19 protein-coding genes are annotated in these 21986 nt (G+C 66.4%); all 19 read left to right on the top strand.

Annotated elements, in window-relative coordinates:
* Window positions 1-88 precede the first annotated feature (88 nt).
* Window positions 89-667 (top strand): flagellar transcriptional regulator FlhC, encoded by a 579-nt coding sequence (flhC, locus tag ACEQZD_RS02910; protein ID WP_142948124.1) that lies wholly within the window; start codon window positions 89-91, stop codon window positions 665-667.
* Between the two features lie 102 nt (window positions 668-769).
* A complete protein-coding gene (gene motA, locus ACEQZD_RS02905; RefSeq protein ID WP_142948125.1) occupies window positions 770-1645 on the top strand; it encodes a flagellar motor stator protein MotA in 876 nt (291 codons plus the stop codon).
* A complete protein-coding gene (gene motB, locus ACEQZD_RS02900) occupies window positions 1642-2514 on the top strand; it encodes a flagellar motor protein MotB (RefSeq protein ID WP_142948126.1) in 873 nt (290 codons plus the stop codon). The genes motA and motB overlap by 4 nt, the downstream gene beginning before the upstream one ends.
* A 2-nt stretch (window positions 2515-2516) precedes the next feature.
* Complete coding sequence (cheA, locus tag ACEQZD_RS02895; RefSeq protein ID WP_370183840.1) at window positions 2517-4616, top strand: chemotaxis protein CheA; 2100 nt, start codon at window positions 2517-2519, stop codon at window positions 4614-4616.
* A complete protein-coding gene (locus tag ACEQZD_RS02890) occupies window positions 4613-5110 on the top strand; it encodes a chemotaxis protein CheW (protein WP_142948128.1) in 498 nt (165 codons plus the stop codon). The genes cheA and ACEQZD_RS02890 overlap by 4 nt, the downstream gene beginning before the upstream one ends.
* A gap of 53 nt (window positions 5111-5163) precedes the next feature.
* Window positions 5164-6837, top strand: a complete 1674-nt coding sequence (locus ACEQZD_RS02885) for a methyl-accepting chemotaxis protein (protein ID WP_370183838.1) — start codon at window positions 5164-5166, stop codon at window positions 6835-6837.
* An 80-nt stretch (window positions 6838-6917) separates the two neighbouring features.
* Window positions 6918-7715: a CheR family methyltransferase gene (locus tag ACEQZD_RS02880; RefSeq protein WP_370183842.1), complete on the top strand. Its 798-nt coding sequence runs from the start codon at window positions 6918-6920 to the stop codon at window positions 7713-7715.
* Window positions 7716-8002: 287 nt separating this feature from the next.
* Window positions 8003-9064 carry a chemotaxis response regulator protein-glutamate methylesterase gene (locus ACEQZD_RS02875; RefSeq protein WP_142948131.1) on the top strand — a complete coding sequence of 354 codons (1062 nt, stop codon included), beginning with the start codon at window positions 8003-8005 and terminating at the stop codon, window positions 9062-9064.
* A gap of 49 nt (window positions 9065-9113) precedes the next feature.
* Window positions 9114-10883, top strand: a complete 1770-nt coding sequence (locus tag ACEQZD_RS02870; RefSeq protein WP_370183836.1) for a methyl-accepting chemotaxis protein — start codon at window positions 9114-9116, stop codon at window positions 10881-10883.
* Between the two features lie 65 nt (window positions 10884-10948).
* Complete coding sequence (gene cheY, locus ACEQZD_RS02865) at window positions 10949-11335, top strand: chemotaxis response regulator CheY (RefSeq protein ID WP_142948133.1); 387 nt, start codon at window positions 10949-10951, stop codon at window positions 11333-11335.
* A 40-nt stretch (window positions 11336-11375) separates the two neighbouring features.
* Window positions 11376-12071, top strand: a complete 696-nt coding sequence (gene cheZ, locus ACEQZD_RS02860; protein WP_370183834.1) for a protein phosphatase CheZ — start codon at window positions 11376-11378, stop codon at window positions 12069-12071.
* 101 nt (window positions 12072-12172) lie between these two features.
* On the top strand, window positions 12173-13309 hold the full coding sequence (gene flhB / locus ACEQZD_RS02855; RefSeq protein ID WP_142948135.1) for a flagellar biosynthesis protein FlhB: 1137 nt from the start codon (window positions 12173-12175) through the stop codon (window positions 13307-13309).
* Between the two features lie 5 nt (window positions 13310-13314).
* Entirely contained in the window at window positions 13315-15390 is a 2076-nt protein-coding gene (gene flhA, locus ACEQZD_RS02850) for a flagellar biosynthesis protein FlhA (protein ID WP_194856841.1), read from the top strand.
* 30 nt (window positions 15391-15420) lie between these two features.
* Window positions 15421-17493 (top strand): flagellar biosynthesis protein FlhF, encoded by a 2073-nt coding sequence (gene flhF / locus ACEQZD_RS02845; RefSeq protein WP_370183833.1) that lies wholly within the window; start codon window positions 15421-15423, stop codon window positions 17491-17493.
* The gene (locus tag ACEQZD_RS02840; RefSeq protein WP_370183831.1) at window positions 17486-17920 is read left to right on the top strand and encodes a hypothetical protein; all 435 of its coding nucleotides are present in this window, start codon (window positions 17486-17488) and stop codon (window positions 17918-17920) included. Before flhF ends, ACEQZD_RS02840 begins: the two co-directional genes overlap by 8 nt.
* On the top strand, window positions 17917-18306 hold the full coding sequence (locus tag ACEQZD_RS02835) for a flagellar protein FlhE (protein WP_214012101.1): 390 nt from the start codon (window positions 17917-17919) through the stop codon (window positions 18304-18306). The genes ACEQZD_RS02840 and ACEQZD_RS02835 overlap by 4 nt, the downstream gene beginning before the upstream one ends.
* Window positions 18307-18407: 101 nt before the next feature.
* The gene (locus ACEQZD_RS02830; protein ID WP_335629124.1) at window positions 18408-19112 is read left to right on the top strand and encodes an RNA polymerase sigma factor FliA; all 705 of its coding nucleotides are present in this window, start codon (window positions 18408-18410) and stop codon (window positions 19110-19112) included.
* A gap of 209 nt (window positions 19113-19321) precedes the next feature.
* Complete coding sequence (prfC, locus tag ACEQZD_RS02825) at window positions 19322-20902, top strand: peptide chain release factor 3 (protein ID WP_214012099.1); 1581 nt, start codon at window positions 19322-19324, stop codon at window positions 20900-20902.
* A gap of 293 nt (window positions 20903-21195) precedes the next feature.
* A partial coding sequence (locus ACEQZD_RS02820; protein WP_370183830.1) for a SulP family inorganic anion transporter occupies window positions 21196-21986 on the top strand: 791 nt, incomplete at its 3' end.

Here is a 21986-nt window from a genome sequence, read left to right as displayed (position 1 = left end):
ACCAATAACAAGCGGGAGCAGGGGCTGGGGCAAACCCACGCGGCGTTGTTGATGGCGTCCTGCGCGAACTGATCGGGGGAGGGATCCAATGTCCGAGAAGAGTCTGGTCGGCGAAATGCACCAAGTGCAATTGGCGATCGAATTGATTGAGCTGGGGGCCCGGCTGCAGGTGCTGGAATCGGAAACCGAACTCAGCCGTGGCCGGCTGATCCGGCTTTACAAGGAAGTGCGCGGCATGTCGCCGCCGAAGGGGATGCTGCCGTTTTCCACCGACTGGTTCATCACCTGGCTGCCGAACATTCATTCTTCCCTGTTCTACAGCTTCTACCGGCAGCTGACCGGCGAGCACGGCTGCAGCCGCATGGAAGGCTTCGTGAAGTCCTACCGCCTTTACCTGGAGCAGATTGCTCTGGACGGCGCCGAACCGGTGCTCGGGCTGACACGGGCCTGGACCCTGGTGCGTTTCTTTGAAAGCGAGATGTTCGAGCTGTCGGAGTGCACCAGCTGCCACGGCCATTTCGTCAACCACGCGCACACGCCCAGCCAGCGCTTTGTGTGCGGTATCTGCCAGCCGCCGTCCCGGGCCGGCAAGACCCGCAAACGCCAAAGCGCCGAGAGTGAAGAGGGCCGGCGGAGCGGCGGTCGCCGACAGGCGGTGGGCGCTTAGGGCGCTTTTCAGAGGCTCCTTGGTAATTTTTCCCTCAAGCCCGACCTGCTCCTGCCGATACAGATGGTAATGCTATCCACGCTGTTCTGAAGGATACCGGTTGTGCTGATACCTCTTGGCTTCATTATCGTCACCCTCTCCGTGTTCGGCGGCTTTTCCATGGCCGGCGGACACCTGGGCCCGCTCTACCAGCCCACCGAAATCCTGATGATTGTCGGGGCCGCGGTGGGGTCGTTCGTGGCCGCCAATAACGGCAAGGCGATTAAAGCCACGCTGCGTACCGCCAGCACCCTGAAACGCACCAAGAAGTACGATAAAGAAATCTACATGCAGCTCATGTCGCTGCAGTACAACCTGCTCTCCAAGATGCGCCGCGAGGGCGTGCTGGGTGTGGAAAAAGATATTGAAAACCCCGCCGAAAGCGCGCTGTTCAGCGAATACCCGAGAATCGCCAATGACCCGATGATCATGGGCTTCATCACCGATTATCTGCGGCTGATGATCAGCGGCAGCGTCGATCCGATGGAACTCGATGAACTGATGAGCCATGAAATCGAGGCGTTCGAACACGAAGCGCATATTCCCGCCGACGCCCTCGCCAAGGTGGGCGACGGCCTGCCCGCGTTCGGCATCGTGGCGGCGGTGCTCGGGGTGGTGAAAGCCCTGGCGTCCGCCGACGCCGGCGCCGAGGAAATGGGGCTGATGATCGCCCACGCCCTGGTGGGGACTTTCCTCGGCATCCTGCTCGCCTACGGCTTCGTCAACCCGGTGGCCAGCCGCATCGACCGGCAGGTGGCCGAGGCGGTGAAGATGCTGCAGTGCATCCGCGTCACGCTGCTTGCCAACCTCAACGGTTATGCGCCGCAGCTGGCGGTGGAATTCGGGCGTAAAGCCCTGCACACCGCCGAGCGGCCCAGCTTCACCGAACTGGAAGAGCACGTGCGTGCCGCGCGGCCCGCGGGTGCCAAGCAGACATGAGCGAGCAGCACCGGCCCATCGTCATCCGGCGACGCCGCCGTGCCCATGTGGCGCACCACGGCGGCGCCTGGAAAATCGCGCTGGCGGATTTCATGACCGCCCTGATGGCGTTGTTTCTGGTGCTCTGGATTATCTCCACCGCGTCGCCGGCGGAGCTGCAGGGCCTGGCTGAATATTTCCGCACGCCGCTGAAAGTGGCGCTGGCGGACGGCGACCGTAATTCGTCGAGCACCAGCGCGATCCCCGGCGGCGGCGCCGATCCGGCCCATTCCGACGGTGAGCAGGCGCGTATTGATCTACGCCGCCAGACGTTGCCGGCGGAGGAGCGTCAGCGCTTCATCAATCTGCGCCGCCGGATTGAACAGGCGATCCAGGCCGACCCGCAGCTGCGTGAGCTGCGCGATCAGATGCGCTTCCAGATGACTCCGGAAGGCCTGCGCATCCAGCTGGTGGATACCGACCAGCGGCCCATGTTCCGGCTCGGCAGCGACCGTGTCGCGCCCTATATGCGTCATTTGCTGCGCACCATGGCGCCGTTGCTCAACGACATGCCCAACCCGCTCAGTATCAGCGGACACACCGACAGTCTTCGCTATTCCAGCGGCGACAGCGGGTACAGCAACTGGGAGCTGTCCAGCGACCGCGCCAACGCCTCGCGCCGCGAGCTGGTGGCCGGCGGCCTGGACAGCGAAAAGCTACTGCGGGTCACGGGCATGGGCGACCGTGTGCCGGTGCCCGACAGCAACCCCGGTGACCCGGTCAACCGCCGCATCACCCTGGTGGTGCTGACCCGTCAGGCGGTGGAACGGCTGCGCGCCGCCAGCCGCCCCGGCGATTTGAGCGACGCCCCTCAACCCGTGCGGGAGTGAACATGGATATCACCGAATTCTACGACACGTTTTTCGAAGAGGCGGACGAGCTCCTGGCGGAGATGGAATCCCATCTTCTGGAGCTGGATGTGGACAACCCGGACGTGGAGCGGCTCAACGCCATCTTCCGGGCCGCGCATTCGATCAAGGGCGGGGCCGGTACCTTCGGGTTCGAGGCACTGCAGCGCACCACGCATCTGCTGGAAAACCTGCTCGACTACACACGACGCGGCGAGCTGGCGCTGCGAAGGGATATCGTCGACACCTTTCTGGAAGCCAAAGACATGCTAAACGATCAACTGGACGCGTATCGTCAGGGTGGTGAACCGGACCCGGAAGCCCTGGAACGTATCTGCGAGACCCTGCGCCGTCTCGCTCTGGAAGAGCTGGGCGAAGACGCCGGCGCCGAGGTGGCGGGCGCCGCGCCGTCCGCGCCGGCCAGCCCCGAGCCGGCCGCCGACCCGGCGCCCGCCGAGGCGGCGCCTTCCGCCGGCGAAGGCACGCCGGACGGCGGTGCCCGCTTCCAGGTGACCCTGATCGGTGTCGCCGACAAGGACCGGGATCTGTTGATCGAGGAACTGGCGCAGCTGGGCGATATCGAGGACCAGCAGGCCGACGGCGAACGTCACCGGGTGGTGCTCACGTCGTCACTCAGCGGCGACGATATCGAAGCGGTGATGTGCTTTATCGCCGAGCCGGAGCAATTGGAAGTGCGCGCTCTGGACGCCGCCGCGCCGGCCGCCGCCAGCGAAAGCAAACCGGAAGTGAAAACGGAAGCCGAAGCGGCACCGGCGCCCGCCGCGACCAAGCCGGCGGCCCCGGCGAAAGCCGAAGCCGCCGCCAAAAGTAGCGACGCAGCCAAGAAAGGCGGCGAATCCACCTCCATCCGGGTGCCGGTGTCCAAGGTCGATCAGATCATCAACCTGGTCGGTGAGCTGATTATCACCCAGTCCATGCTCAACCAGGTGGCCGAGGACTCCGAGACCGTCAACGACGGCGCCCTGGTCACCGGGCTCAACCTGCTGCAGCGCACCGCCCGGGATCTCCAGGAAGCGGTGATGTCCGTGCGCATGGTGCCGATGGACTATGTGTTCAGCCGCTTCCCGCGTTTGGTCCGCGACCTGGCCGGCAAGCTCGGCAAGGACGTGGAACTGATCACCGAGGGCAAATCCACGGAGCTGGACAAGGGCCTCACCGAACGGATCATCGACCCGCTCACCCACCTGGTGCGCAACAGCCTCGACCACGGCATCGAAACCCCGGACCGCCGCGAGGCGGCCGGCAAGCCGCGCACCGGCCGTCTGACCCTGTCCGCTCAGCACCAGGGCGGCAATATCCTGATCGAAGTGATCGACGACGGCGGCGGTCTTAACCGCGACAAGATTCTTGAGAAGGCGCGCTCCAGCGGCCTCTCCGTGTCCGATTCAATGAGCGACGACGAAGTCTGGCAGCTGATTTTCGCGCCGGGCTTTTCCACCGCCGACGCGGTCAGCGACGTGTCCGGGCGCGGCGTCGGCATGGACGTGGTCAAGCGCAACATCCAGGCCATGGGCGGGCATGTGGAAATTCTCTCCACGCCCGGCCAGGGCACCACCACCCGCATCGTGCTGCCGCTCACCCTGGCGATCCTCGACGGCATGTCCATCAAGGTGGGCGAGGAGATGTTCATCCTGCCGGTGAGCGCGGTGATCGAATCCCTGCAGCCGCGCGCCGACGATCTCTATTCCATGGCCGGCGGCGACGTGCTGCTGAAGGTGCGTGAGGACTACCTGCCGGTGGTGGCGGTCCATCACGCCCTGGACGTGGCCGACGCCATCACCGATCCGACCCGCGCCATCGCGGTGATCGTACAGGGCGAGGGCCGCCGCTACGCCCTGCTGGTGGACCAGTTGGTGGGCCAGCAGCAGGTGGTGGTCAAGAACCTGGAAACCAACTACCGCAAAGTGCCGGGCGTGTCCGCCGCCACCATTCTGGGCGACGGCAGCGTGGCACTGATCCTGGACGTGGCGGACATGCACCGCCTCGGCCAGAGCAAAAAAGAAAACCCTGTCTTTGGCGCCCCGACCCGGGCCCGCCCTGTTGAGGAGGTAGAACCGTCATGAGTCAAGCCACTGCTTTGCAAACCGCCGCCGCCGTGGAAGCGGGCAGCCAGGAATTCCTGGTGTTCTCCCTGGGCGACGAGGAATACGCCATCGATATCCTCAAGGTCCAGGAAATCCGTGGCTACGAAAACGTCACGCGCATCGCCAATGCCCCGGAATTCATCAAGGGCGTGGCCAACCTGCGCGGCGTGATCGTGCCGATCGTCGACCTGCGCATCAAATTCCGTCTCGAGCGTGCCGACTACGACGACCAGACCGTGGTGATCGTGGTCAACATCGCCGACCGGGTGGTGGGCATCGTGGTCGACCGGGTTTCCGACGTGATGACGCTCACCGCCGAGCAGCGCAAGCCGGCGCCGGAATTCGGACTCAGCCTGCCGCTGGATTACATCAGCGGGCTGGGCAACCTGGATGAACGCATGCTGGTACTGGTGGACATCGAAAAAATGCTCACCAGCGAAGAAATGGCGCTGGTGGAAGAAGCCGGCGAATAACAAGCACAGGGTCGAAGGCCAACGTCGGGTCCGGGCAATCGGGGAGAGTGGGAATGCGTAACAATCAGCCGGTGACAAACCGTGAGTATGCGCTCAAGGGCGATGACTTTCTGATTTCGAGGACCAACCGCAGGGGGCGTATCACCTACGCCAACCCGGCGTTCATCGAAGTCAGCGGCTTCACCCGCGAAGAGCTGATCGGCGCCCCGCACAACATCGTGCGCCACCCGGACATGCCGGAGCAGGCGTTCGAGAACCTGTGGAGTACCCTCAAAGACGGCGGTACCTGGATCGGTCTGGTCAAGAACCGGCGTAAGGACGGCGGCTATTACTGGGTACGCGCCCACGTCACCCCGATTATTGAAGACGGTGAAATCGCCGGCTTCGTATCCGTGCGCCTCAAGGCGGACAAAGGCTCCATCGACGCCGCCGAACAGGCCTACACCGCACTGCGGGAAGGGCGCGGCGGCCACCTTTACCTGCACCGTGGCGAGATTCGCCGTCGTGGGGTAGTGGCGGCGCTGCGACGCTGGAACCCGCGTTCGGTGAGCAGCCGCATGACCCTGCTCTACCTGGCCAGCGCCGCGCCGCTGCTGGGCGCCGGTGTGATCGGCTTCCTCGGCCGTGGTGAGGCGGCGCCGTTGTCCACCGCCTTGATGGCCTTGGCGGCGGTGGGCCTGCCGCTGCTGGCGCTGCTGTTCTGGGCCACCGCCCGTTCGGTGCTGGGCCCGGTGCGCGAGGCCGGCATGTTCACGCTGCAGATCGCCGCCGGCAACCTGGCGGCCAAACCGCCGCGCCGCCTCAGTGGTGAAATGGGGCTGCTGGTGATGGGGCTGAAACTGATGCGCCGCAGCCTGGGCAGCATCGTCGGCGACGTGAACCGCGGCATCGAAGTGGTCACCCCGGCGGCCCGCGACATCGCCCAGGGCAATGAGGATCTGTCCTCGCGCTCGGAGCAGCAGGCCGCCTCGCTGCAACAGACCGCCTCCAGCATGGAAGAGATCACCGCCACCGTGGGCCAGAACGCGGAGAACGCCCGCCAGGCCAGCCGGCTCAGCGGCGAGGCGTCGCGGGCGGTGTCCGAGAGCGGCGAAGTGATGGGGCAGGTGGTGGACACCATGGGCCGCATCACCGCCAGTTCGGAAAAGATGGCGGTGATCATCGGCACCATCGACAGCATCGCCTTCCAGACCAACATCCTGGCCCTCAACGCCTCCGTGGAAGCGGCCCGCGCCGGCGAGCACGGCCGTGGCTTCGCGGTGGTGGCCCAGGAAGTGCGTAACCTGGCCGGCCGCTCCGCGGACGCCGCCAAGGAGATCCGCGACCTGATCGCCGGTTCCGGCCGCGAAATCGAAAACGGCGCGGAACTGGTGCGGCGCGCGGAAGCGGCGATCGAATCCGTGGTCACCTCGGTGATCCGGGTCAACGACATCATGGGCGACATCAGCGCCGCGTCCGAAGAACAGAGCACCGGCATCAACCAGATCAACCAGGCGGTGGCGCAGATGGACGGCGTCACCCGCCAGAACGCGGAACGGGTGCAGGCCTCCGCCCGCGCGGCCGCCGCCCTGGAAGCGCAGGTCGACAGCCTGACCCATTCGATCGCGGTATTCCGTCTGCGCGACGGTGCCGAGCAGGCGCCGGCCAAGGGCGCCGACGTTCGTCGCCTGCCCGCGTCGCCGCCCCGGCCGCGCTCCGCGTCCACCACCCAGACCCTAGCCGGATGACCCCTTTGAGCAGTCGAGTGCCTATCAGCCCCACCGCCGCCACCGGCGACGCCGGGCGTTTTTCGCCGGACCGCGACCTGATGCTCAGCGACGCGGATTTCGCGCGTATCCGTGAGTTGATCTACCGCCGCGCCGGTATCGTTCTGGCGGAACACAAAAAGGATATGGTCTACAGCCGTATCGGCCGGCGCGTACGCAAGCACGGCCTGGTCCGCTTCCAGGATTATCTGGCGAAACTGGAGCAGGACAGCGGCGGCCCGGAGTGGGAAGCGTTCACCAACGCCCTGACCACCAACCTCACCGCCTTCTTCCGCGAGAGCCATCACTTCCAGCTGCTCGCCGATCTGGTGCGCGAGCGGCGCGGGCCGGTGCGCGTGTGGAGCGCCGGCGCCTCCACCGGCGAGGAGCCGTACTCCATCGCCATGGCGCTCACCGAAGTGCTGGGTGACAAGGCCGATTTCCAGGTTCTCGCCACCGATATCGACACCGAGGCCCTGGACCGGGCCCGGCGCGGCATCTATCCCATGGACCAGGTCGGCAAGCTCGACGAGCGGCGGCGCAAGCGTTTCTTCCAGAAGGGCAGCGGCGCGCGCTCCGGGTTTGCCCGGGTGCGCCCGGAAGTGGCCGCGCGGGTGCGGTTCCAGACGCTCAACCTGGTGGCTCCGAAATGGCCCATGGAGGATCGCTTCGATGCGATCTTCTGCCGCAACGTGATGATCTATTTCGACAAGGGCACCCAGGCCCGTATCCTCGACCGCTTCGCACCTCTGCTGAAGCACGACGGGCTATTGTTCGCCGGTCATTCAGAAAGCTTTTCCTACATCAGCGAATGTTTTCGGCTGCGCGGTCAGACTGTTTATACCCTCGCCGACCGGTAACACCGAACCTCTCTACGAAGCTCGGATTGTGGGAGCTTGCCTTGCAAGCGAAAGGCCGGCTTCGCCGGCCGGCAGGATCCCAGAGGCTTTTCTAACGGCGGCTCCAACAAAGTCTCTGGAATCCTGCCGGGAGCTTCGCTCCCTTTCGCGGGCAGGGCCCGCTCCCACAAGTCGTCATTCTGGGAGGTTAAAAATCCTAAAGAAGCGCCGCTACCCGCCGATAGCGTGAATAACAAAGGCGAATCGCGCCGGTGACGGCGTCGTCTTGGAAACGGGGGAGACCGATCTTGGCCGGGAAAAAAATAAGGGTGCTGTGCGTCGACGACTCGGCCCTGATCCGCGATCTGATGAGCGAAATCATCAACAGCCACGACGATATGGAAGTGGTGGCGGTGGCGCCGGATCCCCTGGTGGCCCGTGATCTGATCAAACGCCACGACCCGGATGTGCTCACCCTGGACGTGGAAATGCCGCGCATGGACGGCCTCGATTTTCTCGAGCGGCTGATGCGGCTGCGGCCGATGCCGGTGCTGATGGTGTCGTCGCTCACCCAGGCCGGATCCGAGGTGACCCTGCGGGCGCTGGAACTGGGCGCGGTGGATTTTCTGCAGAAGCCGGCGCTGGGTATTCGCAGCGGCATGATCGAGTACAGCGAGCTGATCGCCGAAAAAATCCGCGCCGCCGCCCGCTCGCGGCCCCGGCGTATCCAGGCCGGCGAACGGAGCGCGCCCAAGCCGCTTAAGTCGGTGATGGTGTCGAGCGAAAAACTGGTGATTCTGGGCGCTTCCACCGGCGGCCCGGAGGCGATACGGCAAGTGCTGGAGCCGTTGCCCGCCAACTGCCCGGCGATTCTGATCGCCCAGCATATGCCCGGCGGCTTTACGCACTCTTTCGCGCTGCGGCTGGACAAGCTGTGCCGCATCACCGTCAAGGAAGCGGAGGACGGTGAGCGGGTGCTGCCCGGGCACGCCTACATCGCCCCCGGCGACCGGCACCTCAAGCTGGTGCGTAGCGGCGCCAACTATGTGGTGCGCCTGGACGAGGGCCCGCCGGTGAACCGTCACCGGCCGTCGGTGGATGTGCTGTTCCACTCGGCGGCGACCCAGGCCGGCCGCAACGCCATCGGCGTGCTGCTTACCGGCATGGGCAAGGACGGCGCGGCGGGCCTGCTGGCCATGCGCCGCGCCGGGGCCACCACCCTGGCCCAGGACGAAGACTCGTCGCTGGTGTTCGGCATGCCCCGTGAGGCGATCGCCATCGGCGCGGCTACGGAAACACTGGCACTGGAGGAAATGGCGCCGCGCATGCTGGCGCTGGCGGCCGCTTCCGGCCGCGCGCAACGGGTTTGAATAACAAAATGAATTTTCTGAGCAAGCTCCTGAGAGAGGAACGGCGGCTATGATGAAAGTACTACGCAACCTCAATATCAACACCATGGTGGCCGGCGCGCTGGTGTGCTGCGCGCTGCTGGTCAGTGTGCTGGCGGTGTTGCGTTTCACCACCAACGAAATGGTGGACGAATCGATCTCCACCCTGAACCAGATCAACGTTGAGCAGCTTAACGAAGTGAGCCGCGCGGCGGTGCTGCTCAACCGGGCCCGCATCCAGATGGACCTGGCCGCCGATTACCTCGATCAGGGCATGCGCCTGGTGGCGGAAAACCAGATCGACGGCGTGGAAGGTTTGCTGGAACGTGCTCAGGACCGCTTCGATAAATTCGACGAAACACCGAAAACCGAGATGGGCCAGGCCCGCGCCAGCGAGCTGGCCACCGGCTTCAACACGGTGATGGGGCTGGTGCGCGACCAGTACGCCGCGCTCAAGGCCGGCGAGCTGAACGAGTACAAGAACCTGCGCCAGGAATTGCTCACCCCCGGTGACAGTCTCGACGGCAGCCTCACGGATTTCACCCGCTACGCCAATGAGCGCGGCGACGCCATCATGGCCAACTACCACGATAAGACCGCCCTGTTCGGCCTGATCGGCATGGCCGCGCTGGCCGCCACCGTGGTGGTGCTATTGCTGATTTACTGGGTGCTGCGCAAGGCGGTGGTGGCGCCGCTGCACGACGCGGTGGAGAACCTGCAACGCATCGCCCGCGCAGACCTGTCCCAGCGTATCCATGTGCCCGGCCGCAACGAGATCGGCAAGCTGTTCGCCGCCATGCGGGACATGCAGGAAAGCCTGTCGGGCATTGTCTCGAACGTGCGCAGCAGCAGTAATTCGATTTTCGTGGGCAGCTCCGAGATCGCCCGTGGCAACACCGACCTGTCCTCACGCACCGAGCAGCAGGCCGCGTCCCTGGAAGAGACCGCCACCAGCATGGAGCAGCTCACCGCCACCGTGAAGCAGAACGCGGACAACGCCCGCCAGGCCAGCAGCCTGGCCAACGACGCCTCCGGCACCGCCAGCCGTGGCGGCGACGTGATGCAGCAGGTCACCAGCAAGATGCAGGGCATCACCGAGAGTTCCAAGAAGGTGGCGGACATCACCACGATGATCGATTCCATCGCCTTCCAGACCAATATTCTGGCGCTTAACGCTTCCGTGGAAGCGGCCCGTGCCGGTGAGCAGGGCCGCGGCTTCGCGGTGGTCGCCGGGGAAGTGCGCAACCTGGCCGGCAACAGTGCCGACGCCGCCCGCCAGATCAAGCAGTTGATCGAAACCTCGGCGGTGGAAGTACAGGAAGGCTCCACCCTGGTCGAGCAGGCCTCCGAGACCGTCAAGGAAGTGGTCGCCGCGGTGAAACGCGTCACCGACATCATGGATGAGATTTCCGCCGCGTCGCAGGAACAAAGCGGCGGCATCGAGCAGGTCAGCCAGGCGGTCAGCCAGATGGACGAAGTGACCCAGCAGAACGCCTCCCTGGTGGAAGAGGCCAGCTCCGCGGCCGCCTCCCTGGAAGAGCAGGCCCGCCGTCTGGAACAAGCGGTGTCGATCTTCCGGCTCGACAGCGAAGCCGGCGACCCGACGACGGACGCCGCCGTGGTGCCGATGATCACCCACGAGCACGACGAAGCGGAGGAACACGACGACGGCCCGTCCGAGCCCAAGCCGCACGCCGAGCAGGAAACGCCCCGGCAACGTTCCGAGCAGGCGCCGCGCGAAAGCCGCCCGGCACCGCGCCGTGAACCGGTCACCACCGAGGACGACTGGGAAGAGTTTTAACGACCCTGAACCGCGCCGGGGACGCGCTCCCGCCACCCGGCGCCATGACGCAGTGAGAGGATCCGATGGATAAGGGCATGAGTATTCTGGTGGTGGACGACTTTCCCACCATGCGACGCATCGTTCGCAGTCTGCTCAAGGAGTTGGGCTTCACCAACGTGGAAGAGGCCGAGGACGGCCAGGAAGCATTGGGCAAGCTGAAAGGCGGCGATTTCGAATTCGTCGTGTCGGATTGGAACATGCCCAATCTCGACGGTCTGGAGATGCTCAAGCAGATCCGCGCCGACGAGGCCATGAAAGCGCTGCCGGTGCTGATGGTCACCGCCGAAGCGAAGAAAGAGAACATCGTGGCCGCTGCCCAGGCCGGCGCCAACGGCTATATCGTCAAGCCGTTCACCGCCGCCACCCTGGAAGAAAAACTCAACAAGATTTTCGAGAAGCTGGGCAAATAAGCGACGCGGGGTCCAGCTTCCCTGGTGAGGAGAACCGAATATGAGTGGTGAGGCCCGGCAAGTGGCGGCACACGAGGGCGCGCACGGCGACGACCTGGTAGTCCGTATCGGACAGCTCACCCGCATGTTGCGTGAAAGCATGCGGGAACTGGGGCTGGACAAGGAAGTGGAGAAAGCGGCGGAGGCGATTCCCGACGCCCGCGCCCGTCTCAACTATGTGGCGTCGATGACCGAACAGGCCGCCGACCGCGCGCTCAACGCGGTGGACCGGGCCCAGCCGCTGCAGACGGAGATCGAAACCCGGGCGGAAAGCCTCGACCAGCAGTGGCAAACCTGGTTCGAGAACCCCATGGAGCTGGATCAGGCCCGGCAGCTGGTGAACGACACCCGCGGCTATCTGGCGGCGGTACCGGAAATGGCCCGCGACACCAGCAAGGAGCTGCTGGAGATCATGATGGCCCAGGATTTCCAGGACCTCACCGGGCAGGTCATCAAGAAGATGATGGAGGTGATCCTGGAGGTGGAGAACCAGCTGCTGCAGGTGCTGCTGGAGAGCGTGCCCGAGGGCGACGAGCGCGAGGCGCTCAAACAGCGCATGGAAGACCGCAACGCCGCCGACACCCGCAAGCGCGAGGAAGCGTCCCTGGTCAACGGGCCGCAGCTCAGCGCCGAGGGCGAGGGCATCGTCAGCAACCAGGACCAGGTCGACGACCTGCTCGACGAACTCGGCTTCTAGGGAATAACCGCCCCCAAACCCCTCTTATCCGAGGATTGGTTGGCCGTCCGTTCGGCGACAATCCCGGGCATTGAAGTAATGATGCCCGGAATGCCGCCGCCATGGCCGAAGAGACCGAAGATCAGGAAAAGACCGAAGAGGCCACGCCCCGGCGCCTGGAAAAGGCCCGGGAAGACGGCCAGGTGGCCCGCTCCCGGGAGCTGACCACGGTAATGCTGCTGTTCGGCGGCGTCGGCGGCCTGTGGTCCATGGGCCCGACGCTGTTCGACCAGGTCGGCATGGTGATGGAGCAGTCGTTCCTGTTCGACCGCCGCCAGGGCTTCGACAGCACGGTGATGCTCACCCACGCCGTGGACCTGGGCGCGCGCACCCTGTTCGCACTGATTCCGCTGTTCCTGATGCTGGCGGTGATCGCGCTGATATCGCCCAACCTGCTGGGCGGCTTCCTGATTTCCGCCAAGTCCCTCAAGCCCCAGCCCTCCAAACTCAACCCCATCAAGGGTCTCAAGCGGCAGTTTTCCTCCCAGGCGCTGGCCGAGCTGGCCAAGGCGATCGCCAAGTCGATCCTGGTGGGGTCGGTGGCGGTGGCGTTTCTGAGCGCCAAGCGCGGCGAGTTCATGGCGCTGATGGACCAGCCCACCCAGCAGGCGCTGGCCAATGCCCTGCGCCTCGCCGCCATGGCCTGCGGGCTGATGGTGCTGTCGCTGGTGGTGGTGATTCTGATCGACGTGCCCTACCAGCTGTGGAGCCACGCCAAGAAGCTGCGCATGAGCAAGGAAGAGATCAAGCGCGAGCACAAGGAGACCGAAGGCGACCCGCAGCTGAAGGCCAAGATCCGCTCCCAGCAGCAGGCCATGGCCCGCAACCGGATGATGAGCCAGGTGCCGGACGCCGACGTGATCGTCACCAACCCGACCCACTACGCGGTGGCCCTGCGCTACGACGAAAGCAACATGAGCGCCCCCCGGGTGATCGCCAAGGGCGCCGACGAAGTGGCCGCGCGCATCCGCGAGCTGGGCGGCGAACACCGGGTGCCCCTGCTGGAAGCACCGCCGCTGGCGCGGGCGCTGTACCGCCATGTGGACATCGACCGGGAGATTCCCGGGCCGCTCTATACCGCCGTGGCGGAAGTGCTGGTGTGGGCGTTCCGCCTTAAACGGGCCCGGGAAGAGGGCGGCGACCAGCCGCTGACCCCGGCGGATCTGCCGATCCCGGCGGAACTGGAGGTGGCGCCGTGAAAGCGATGAGCCACTACCTGGGCGGGCGCGAGCTGCTCGGCGACGGCGGCGCCAAGGTGCTCGCCGGGCCGATCCTGATCCTGCTGATCATGTCCATGCTGATCCTTCCGCTGCCGCCGTTCGCGCTGGATATGTTCTTCACCTTCAACATCGCCCTGGCGCTGATGGTGCTGCTGGTCAGCATGTTCACCCTGAGCGCGCTGGAGTTCGCCGCCTTCCCGGCGGTGCTGTTGTTCACCACCCTGCTGCGGCTGGCCTTGAACGTGGCCTCCACCCGGGTGGTGTTGATGGAAGGCCACGAAGGCGGCGCCGCCGCCGGCAAGGTGATCGAGGCGTTCGGCCAGTTCCTGGTGGGCGGCAACTTCGCCGTCGGCTTGGTGGTGTTCCTGATTCTGGTGGTGATCAACTTCATGGTAATCACCAAGGGCGCCGGGCGCATCGCCGAGGTGGGCGCGCGCTTCATGCTCGACGCCATGCCCGGCAAGCAGATGGCCATCGACGCCGACCTCAACGCCGGCCTGATCGGCGAGGAAGACGCCAAGAAACGCCGCGCCGAAGTGGCCCAGGAAGCGGATTTCTACGGCTCCATGGACGGTGCCAGCAAGTTCGTCCGGGGCGACGCCGTGGCCGGCCTGGTGATCATGGCGGTGAACATCATCGGCGGCCTGCTGATCGGCATGCTGCAGCACGATATGTCGTTCGCCGACGCCGGCCGCACCTACACCCTGCTGACCATCGGCGACGGCCTGGTGGCGCAGATTCCGGCGCTGGTGATCTCCACCGCCGCCGGCGTCACCGTGTCCCGGGTGACCACCGACCAGGATGTCGGCCAGCAGATGATCAGCCAGCTGCTGATGAACCCGCGGGTGATGATCCTGGCCGCCGGCGTGATGGGCCTGCTGGGCCTGGTGCCCGGCATGCCCAACTTCGTGTTCCTGCTGTTCACCGCCGGTCTGGCCGGCGCCGCCTGGTACCTGAGCCGGGCCAAGGAAAACCGCCTCGCCGAAGAGCAGATCGACGCGGCGCCGCCGCCGGAGCCGGAAGCGCCGGAGGCCAGCTGGGACGACGTCCAGCTGATCGACGTGCTGGGCCTGGAAGTGGGCCACCGCATGATTCCCCTGGTGGACTACCGCCAGCAGGGCGAGTTGCTCGGCCGCATCAAGAGCGTGCGCAAGAAATTTGCCCAGGAGGTGGGCTTCCTGCCGCCGGTGGTGCATATCCGCGACAACCTGGACCTGGGCGCCAACAGCTATGTGGTCACCCTCAAGGGCGCCGAAGTGGGGCGCGGCGAAGCCTTCCCCGGCAAGTGGCTGGCGATCAACCCGGGCCAGGTCACCGGCGAAGTGAAGGGCACCGCCACCCAGGACCCGGCCTTCGGACTGCCGGCGGTATGGATCGACGCGGACCAGCGCGAGCAGGCCCAGGTGTACGGCTACACCGTGGTCGACGCCAGCACCGTGGTGGCCACCCACCTCAACCATCTGCTGCACCACCATTCCGCGGAAATGCTCGGCCGCCAGGAAGTGCAGCAGCTGCTCGACAAGCTCGGTGAGGACAGCAAGGCGCTGGTGGAAGACGTGGTGCCCAAGGCGGTGTCGCTCACCGTGCTGCAACGCCTGCTGCAGAACCTGCTGGAAGAGGACGTCTCGATCCGCGATATGCGCACCATCCTCGACACCCTGGCGGAACACGCCGGCCAGAACGCCGACGCCCACGAACTCACCGCCCAGGTGCGCGTGGCGCTGGGCCGCGCCATTACCCATCAGTGGTTCCCGGGCCAGGACGAACTGCATGTAATCGGCCTGGACAGCAACCTGGAACAGGTGCTCGGCCAGGCGCTGAACGGCGGCGGGGCACTGGAGCCCGGCCTCGCCGACACCCTGATGGAACAGGCCGCCGCCGCCCTGGAACGCCAGGAGGCCGCCGGCGAGCCGCCGGTGCTGGTGGTGCAGCACGGCCTGCGGCCGTTGCTGGCGCACTTCCTGCGCCGCCGCCTGCGCCACCTGGTGGTGATGTCGCAGGCGGAGATTCCGGACGACCGCACCCTGCGCGTGACCAGCATGATCGGCGGCACCGCGTAACCAGAACCGCAAAAAACAGAGGATACCGTCATGGGCGTGCAACGCTTTGTCGGCAGCAACAACCGGGAAGCCATGGGTCGGGTGCGCGCGGCGCTGGGCGACGACGCCCTGATCCTTGCCAACCGCGCCACCGACCAGGGCGTGGAGATTCTCGCCCTGGCGGAGAACGACTCTTCCGGCTATGCGCCGTCGGAACAGGCGGTGCCGGACCGCGCCGGTGGGGTGGCCGCCGCGCCGGCCGGGCACGGCGCCACCGACCGTGCCCCCGCCGGCCCCGATCTCCCCGAGCAGTTGCTGCGCGAAGTGCGCGACATGCGTGAACAGCTGGCCCGCCGTGCGCCGGCCGGCGAGGACGACGGGCCGCGTCAGGCGTTGCGCCGGCGTCTGCTGGGCGCCGGGTTCAGCGCGGTGTTCAGTGACCCCTTGCTGGCCGGGCTGCCGCCGGAGGCGCAGCGCGACGAACAGGCCGACGACTGGCTGCAGCGTCAATTGCAGCGGCGCCTTTCCGTGGCGGCCCCCGGTGATCTGGAACAGCCCGGCGTGATCGCCCTGATCGGCCCCACCGGGGTGGGCAAAACCACCACCGCCGCCAAACTGGCGGCGCGGCTGGCCCGGCGCCACGGCCCCGAACGGGTGGCCCTGGTGAGCGCCGACAGCTACCGCATCGGTGCCCGCGATCAATTGCGCATCTACGCGGATCTGCTCGGCGTCGCTCTGTTCAACCTGGAAGAGGGCGAACCGCTGGACCGGCTGGCCCGGTCACTGGCGGACCGCCCCTGGGTGGTGGTCGACACCATCGGCATGAGCCAGCGGGACGCCCGCCTGGGTGAGCAGTTGCGTCAGCTCAGCGGTGCCCTGCGGGTGCGCCCCGTGTTGCTGCTCAATGCCGCCAGCCAGGGCGAAACCCTGGAGGAAGTGGTGGCTGTTTACCGGGGCACCGCGCGTACCGCCGGGCTGGCCCTGGACGACGCCATCATCAGCAAGCAGGACGAGGCCAGCCGCCTGGGTCCGGTACTCGACGCCGCCATTCGCCATGACTTGCGGCTGCATTACGTGTGCCGGGGCCAGCGGGTGCCCGAGGACATGGTGGCCGCCGACGCCGCCGGCCTGGTGGACGACGCCCTGGCGCTTACCGGCGACAGCGACGACGACGGCCGCCCCGGCGCCCCGGGTTGGGCCCGTCAGGTGCTGGCCCAGGGGCGTGCTCTGGACGCCTCGTTATTGCTGTTGCGCGAGGGCGCCCCTGATTTCGCCGCCATGGAGGCGCTGTGGCACGGCCGGTCGCCGGCGGACCGCCCCTCCGCCGACCAGGCGCCGGTACATTTACGGCATGGCGGCTCGCGACCGGCGCCGGTACTCGGTTTGGATTCCCACGGGCTGCCCATCGGCGTGCCGACGGCGCCCGATAAGCGCTTTTCCGTTGCCGCTCAGTTGTTGCCGGCGCCTCCGGACACCGCCCTTTGGCGTGCCTTGCAGCAAAGCGGGCAGCCGTGGCTGTCGGCGGCGCGGGGCAACAGCCGGGTCTGGCGTCTCGGCCAGCGCCTGCCGTTGAACGAGTGCTATCCGTTGGCGGCGCCCTGGGACAGTTTGATGGTGCGCCACCGTGGACGCGCCGCCCAGCTGCGCCTGCGGCGCCTGGACGTGGCCGCTTCGCCCACCGGGCGCGGCGACGGTGCGCCGTTCACCGCCTTGCTGTGCGCCTGGTTCGGTGAAATACGCGACCTGGACAGCGGCCGTCTGCTCGGGCGCCGCTACTGGCTGGCGCCGGCGGGGCAAAGCCGTCAGCAGGACAGCGATCTGCTGGTGCACATGCTGCGTTGCGAAGAATGGCCGGCGCTGCGCGAGCGGGCCGCCGCCGACCTCAACGCCGCTGGCGGCGGCGAGGACCCCTGGGGGCTGGCCGGCGCCCTGGCGGCGCTGGCGGTCCGTCTGGATCAGGACAACGGTGACTGGGCCCTGGACTTGCGCGCCCAGCTTCTGAGCTTGAGCGGCAGCCGGCGGCGTAGCCCCGCCACCTTGCTGACCGCCTTGATCGAACTGTTCAGCGCCCGCCGCGAACTGCAGCGCATCGGCGCGGTGGCCGGGGGCGCCGGCAATGCCTGATCAGGCCGCCGGATTGCGGGCGTGGGCACGCCCCGAACGTCCCGGGCAGGGGCCCACCCTGATGGTGGTGGGCCTGCCGCCCACCGCCGCCACCGAAACGGTGACCGAGCGGCTCGCCGGCTGGGCCCGGCGCGGCCAGCGCTGGGTCGGTGACCCGGCCGCCTGGCGCATCGTGGCGCTGGACCCGGCCAGCCCGCACCTGCCGCTGCTGGCCAGCCAGCAACGGCGCTGGGCTCTGTGGGTGGACAGCGACGCGGACGCCTTCCGCCGTGCCTACCGCACACTCAAGATACTGCGCCGTCACCCCGGGCCCAGCCGCCTGCTGGCGCTGCACGCCCCCGGGCTGCCCAGGGCCGGGTTGCACAGCAACCTGCAACGCGGCGCCCGGCGGTTTCTGGATATCGAGCTGGTGGTGTTGTCGCCATGAACAAGATCGCCGGGTTGCTGCTGCTTTTGTTGTGGTCGCCGCTCCCGGCGGCGCCGGGCAGCTGGCAGTCGCCGCTGGCGGAACTGCGTCTGGCGGTGGCCGGGCGCTTCTATCACAGCGAGCCGGCGACGCCGCCGCCGATGGCGGCGGGGGACGCCATCGTGCGGGTCGGCTGGCGCTACCGGCTGCCCGCCGGGCGCCGCGTTCAGGCGTGGCTGTGCCAGGGCGAGCAGTGCGTGCCCCTGGGCAGCGCCCGGCGCGGCCATTTTCTGGCGCCGCCGGCATGGCGGGTGGAGCGGCCGTTGCGGCTGCGTTTCCGCCTGCCCGCCGGCGAGCGCCGCGCGGTCACCGTGGGGACGCCCCGGCTGACAGTGGAATACCGCTAGAAAAGAACCCAATAAAGGCCGTTATTTGCCGCTTCCAAATGGCGCCGACCGCTAATAATGGAAGCATCAGAATGGCATCCGGGCCCGGTTCGGGGAAAACCATGTATACGGCACAGGGTAAAATCAATCACGACGCATTGCTGGAAGAGCATCTTCCGGCCGTCCGCCGACAGGCGCTGGCGCTGCAGGTGAAACTGCCTTCCGGCATCGACCTGGACGACTTGATCCAGGCCGGCACCGTGGGCTTGCTGGACGCCTTGCAGCGCTTTGACGCCAACGCCGGCGCCAGCTTCTCCACCTTCGCCAGCCAGCGCATTCGCGGCGCCATGATTGATGAACTGCGCACCCGCGACTGGTTGCCGCGCAGCGTGCGCCGCAACGCCCGCGCCGTGGATCAGTGCGTGCACCGGCTTGAGCAAAAGCTGGGGCGGCCCGCCGAAGAGCGCGAAATCGCCAACGAAATGGGCATGGATCTGGAGCAGTACCGTCAGCTGCTCACCGACACCAACAACGGCCTGCTGCTGCCCTATGAGGAAATGGTCGCCGAGCGCGGCGAACCGGAAGCCGGCAGCGGCTCACCGCCGTCGCCGTTCGCCGCCCTGGTGGCCGGCGAGCAGCGCGAACAATTGACCGCCGCCATCGAAACGTTGCCCGAGCGTGAGAAACTGCTGCTGGCGCTCTATTACCAGGAAGAGCTGAACCTCAAGGAAATCGGCGCCGTGCTCGGGGTCACCGAATCCCGCGTCTGCCAGCTGCACAGCCAGGCGGTGAGCCGGCTGCGCGCGCGCCTGGCGCCGGACGCCTGAGGCTGCCGGGAGCGGCTTGTGGGAGCGGGCCCTGCCCGCGAAAGGGCGCGAAGCGCCCGGCAGGATCCCAGGGGCCCATTGCAGCCCCGCTTTCTTAGCTCTCTGGTATCCTGCCGGCAAGCTGTGCTTGCCTTTCGCGGGCCTGGCCCGCTCCTACACGAATCCTTCGGTCAGGAGTACAATGCGCGCCGACGCAGACCGAGGATTCTATGAGCCCCACCGACGAGATCCAGAAACGGCGAACCTTCGCCATCATCTCCCACCCGGACGCCGGTAAAACCACCATCACCGAGAAGGTGCTGTTGTACGGGCACCTGATCCGTACCGCGGGTACCGTCAAGGGCAAGAAGTCCGGCGTGCACGCCACCTCGGACTGGATGGAGATGGAAAAGGAACGGGGCATCTCGGTGACCACCTCGGTGATGCAGTTCCCTTACCGGGACGCCATGGTCAACCTGCTGGACACCCCCGGCCACGCCGACTTCTCCGAAGACACCTACCGCACCCTGACGGCGGTGGATTCCGCCCTGATGGTGATCGACGCGGCCAAGGGCGTGGAAGAGCGCACCGTGAAACTGATGGAGGTGTGCCGGCTGCGCGACACGCCGATCCTGACGTTCATCAACAAGCTGGACCGGGAAGTGCGCGACCCCATCGAGGTGCTCGACGAAATCGAGGACGTGCTGAAGATCGAGTGCGCCCCGGTGACCTGGCCGATCGGCATGGGCAAGAACTTCAAGGGCGTCTACAACCTGCTCACCGATACCTCCGTCCTTTATAAGAGCGGCCAGGGCCACACCATCCAGGAACGCCGTGAGGTGAAAGGCCTGGATAACCCGGACCTGGACCAGGCGGTGGGCGCCGACTACGCCCAGGAGCTGCGCGACACCCTGGAGCTGGTGCAGGGCGCCAGCCACGAGTTCGACCTGCAGCGTTTTCTGGACGGCAAGCTGTCACCGGTGTTCTTCGGCACCGCCCTGGGCAACTTCGGCGTCGACCACATGCTCGACGGTCTGGTGGAGTGGGCACCGCCGCCGCTGCCCCGCGACGGCGGCGAGCGGCAGGTGGCCGCCACCGAGGACAAAATGACCGGCTTCGTGTTCAAGATCCAGGCCAACATGGACCCGCGCCACCGGGACCGCATCGCCTTCCTGCGCATCTGTTCCGGCAAGTACAAAAAGGGCATCAAGCTCAAACAGTGCCGCACCGGCAAGGACCTGCGCATCGCCGACGCGCTGACGTTCCTGGCCGGCGAGCGCGACAACGTGGAAGAAGCCTACGCCGGTGACATCATCGGCCTGCACAACCACGGCACCATCCAGATCGGCGACACCTTCACCGAGGGCGAGGATCTGCGCTTCACCGGCATTCCCCATTTCGCGCCGGAACTGTTCCAGCGCGTGGTGCTCAACGACCCGCTCAAGAGCAAGCAGCTGCACAAGGGGCTCAAGCAGCTGGCGGAGGAGGGCGCCACCCAGGTGTTCTTCCCGCTACGCAACAACGATGTGATCCTGGGCGCGGTGGGCACGCTGCAGTTCGACGTGGTGGCCGCCCGGCTCAAGGGCGAGTACGGCGTCGACTGCCGCTACGAGCCGATCAGCGTGAGCACCGCCCGCTGGGTGGAAGCGAACAGCGAGCGCGAGCTGGAAGCGTTCGAGCGCAAGGCCTACGACAACCTGGCCCGCGACGGCGCCGGCCACCTGACCTACCTGGCGCCGACCCGGGTCAATCTGCAGCTCGCCCAGGAGCGCCACCCGGACATCCGCTTCCGCGAGACCCGCGAGATCTAGCCGGTTCCCACAAGGCCCGCTCCAACAGGCGGGTCTTGTGTGCTAGACTCCGCGCCCTCCGTTTTGACCGGCCCCGATTCATGCGTTTGATCTGCAGTCCGCCCTAGCGCCCACTTCTTTATTTGTACCTGTGGGAGCGGGCCCAGCCCGCGAAAGGCAAGCGAAGCTTGCCGGCAGGATCCCAGAAACCTTCTGGCGGTCCATCCCCGTCTCGATTCTCAAGCTGATTCTTTTTTGTTTGCCGCCGTGGCATTGCCGCGGTTGTCCGTCTGTTGTTCAGGTTAAGGGATCCTATGTTGCCCAACATTAAGCAAGACTGGTTTTCCAATGTACGCGGTGATGTGCTCGCCGGGATCGTGGTCGCTCTGGCCCTGATTCCGGAAGCGATCGCGTTCTCGATCATCGCCGAGGTGGACCCCAAGGTGGGTCTTTACGCCTCCTTCTGTATTGCCGTGGTGACCGCGTTCACCGGCGGCCGCCCGGGGATGATCTCCGCCGCCACCGGCGCCATGGCGCTGTTGATGGTGACCCTGGTGAAAGAGCACGGCCTGCAGTATCTGCTGGCGGCCACGGTGCTCACCGGGGTGCTGCAGATTCTGTTCGGGGTGTTCAAGCTGGCCACGGTGATGCGGTTCGTGTCCCGTTCGGTGGTGACCGGCTTTGTGAACGCCCTGGCGATTCTGATCTTCATGGCGCAGATTCCCGAGCTGGTGGGGGTCACCTGGCACGTCTACGCCATGGTGGCCGGCGGTCTGGCGATCATTTATCTGCTGCCGCTGGTCACTCAGGTAGTGCCGTCGCCGCTGGTGTGCATCGTGGTGCTCACCGGTCTGGCCATGTATCTGGGCATTGAGATGCCCACCGTGGGCGACAAGGGGGATCTGCCGGACAGCCTGCCGGTGTTCCTGCTGCCGGATATTCCGTTGTCCCTGGAAACGCTCCAGATCATCTTTCCGGTGTCGCTGACCATGGCGGTGGTGGGCCTGCTGGAGTCCATGATGACCGCCACCATTGTCGACGACCTCACCGACACCGAAAGCGACAAGCACCGCGAATGCCGGGGCCAGGGCGTGGCCAACATCGC

Origin of the sequence: Alloalcanivorax sp., from assembly GCF_964221125.1 — a bacterium.
Lineage (GTDB): Bacteria > Pseudomonadota > Gammaproteobacteria > Pseudomonadales > Alcanivoracaceae > Alloalcanivorax > Alloalcanivorax venustensis.
Note: the sequence above shows the minus strand (reverse complement) of the source record. Positions and strands in the feature narration are given on the sequence as shown.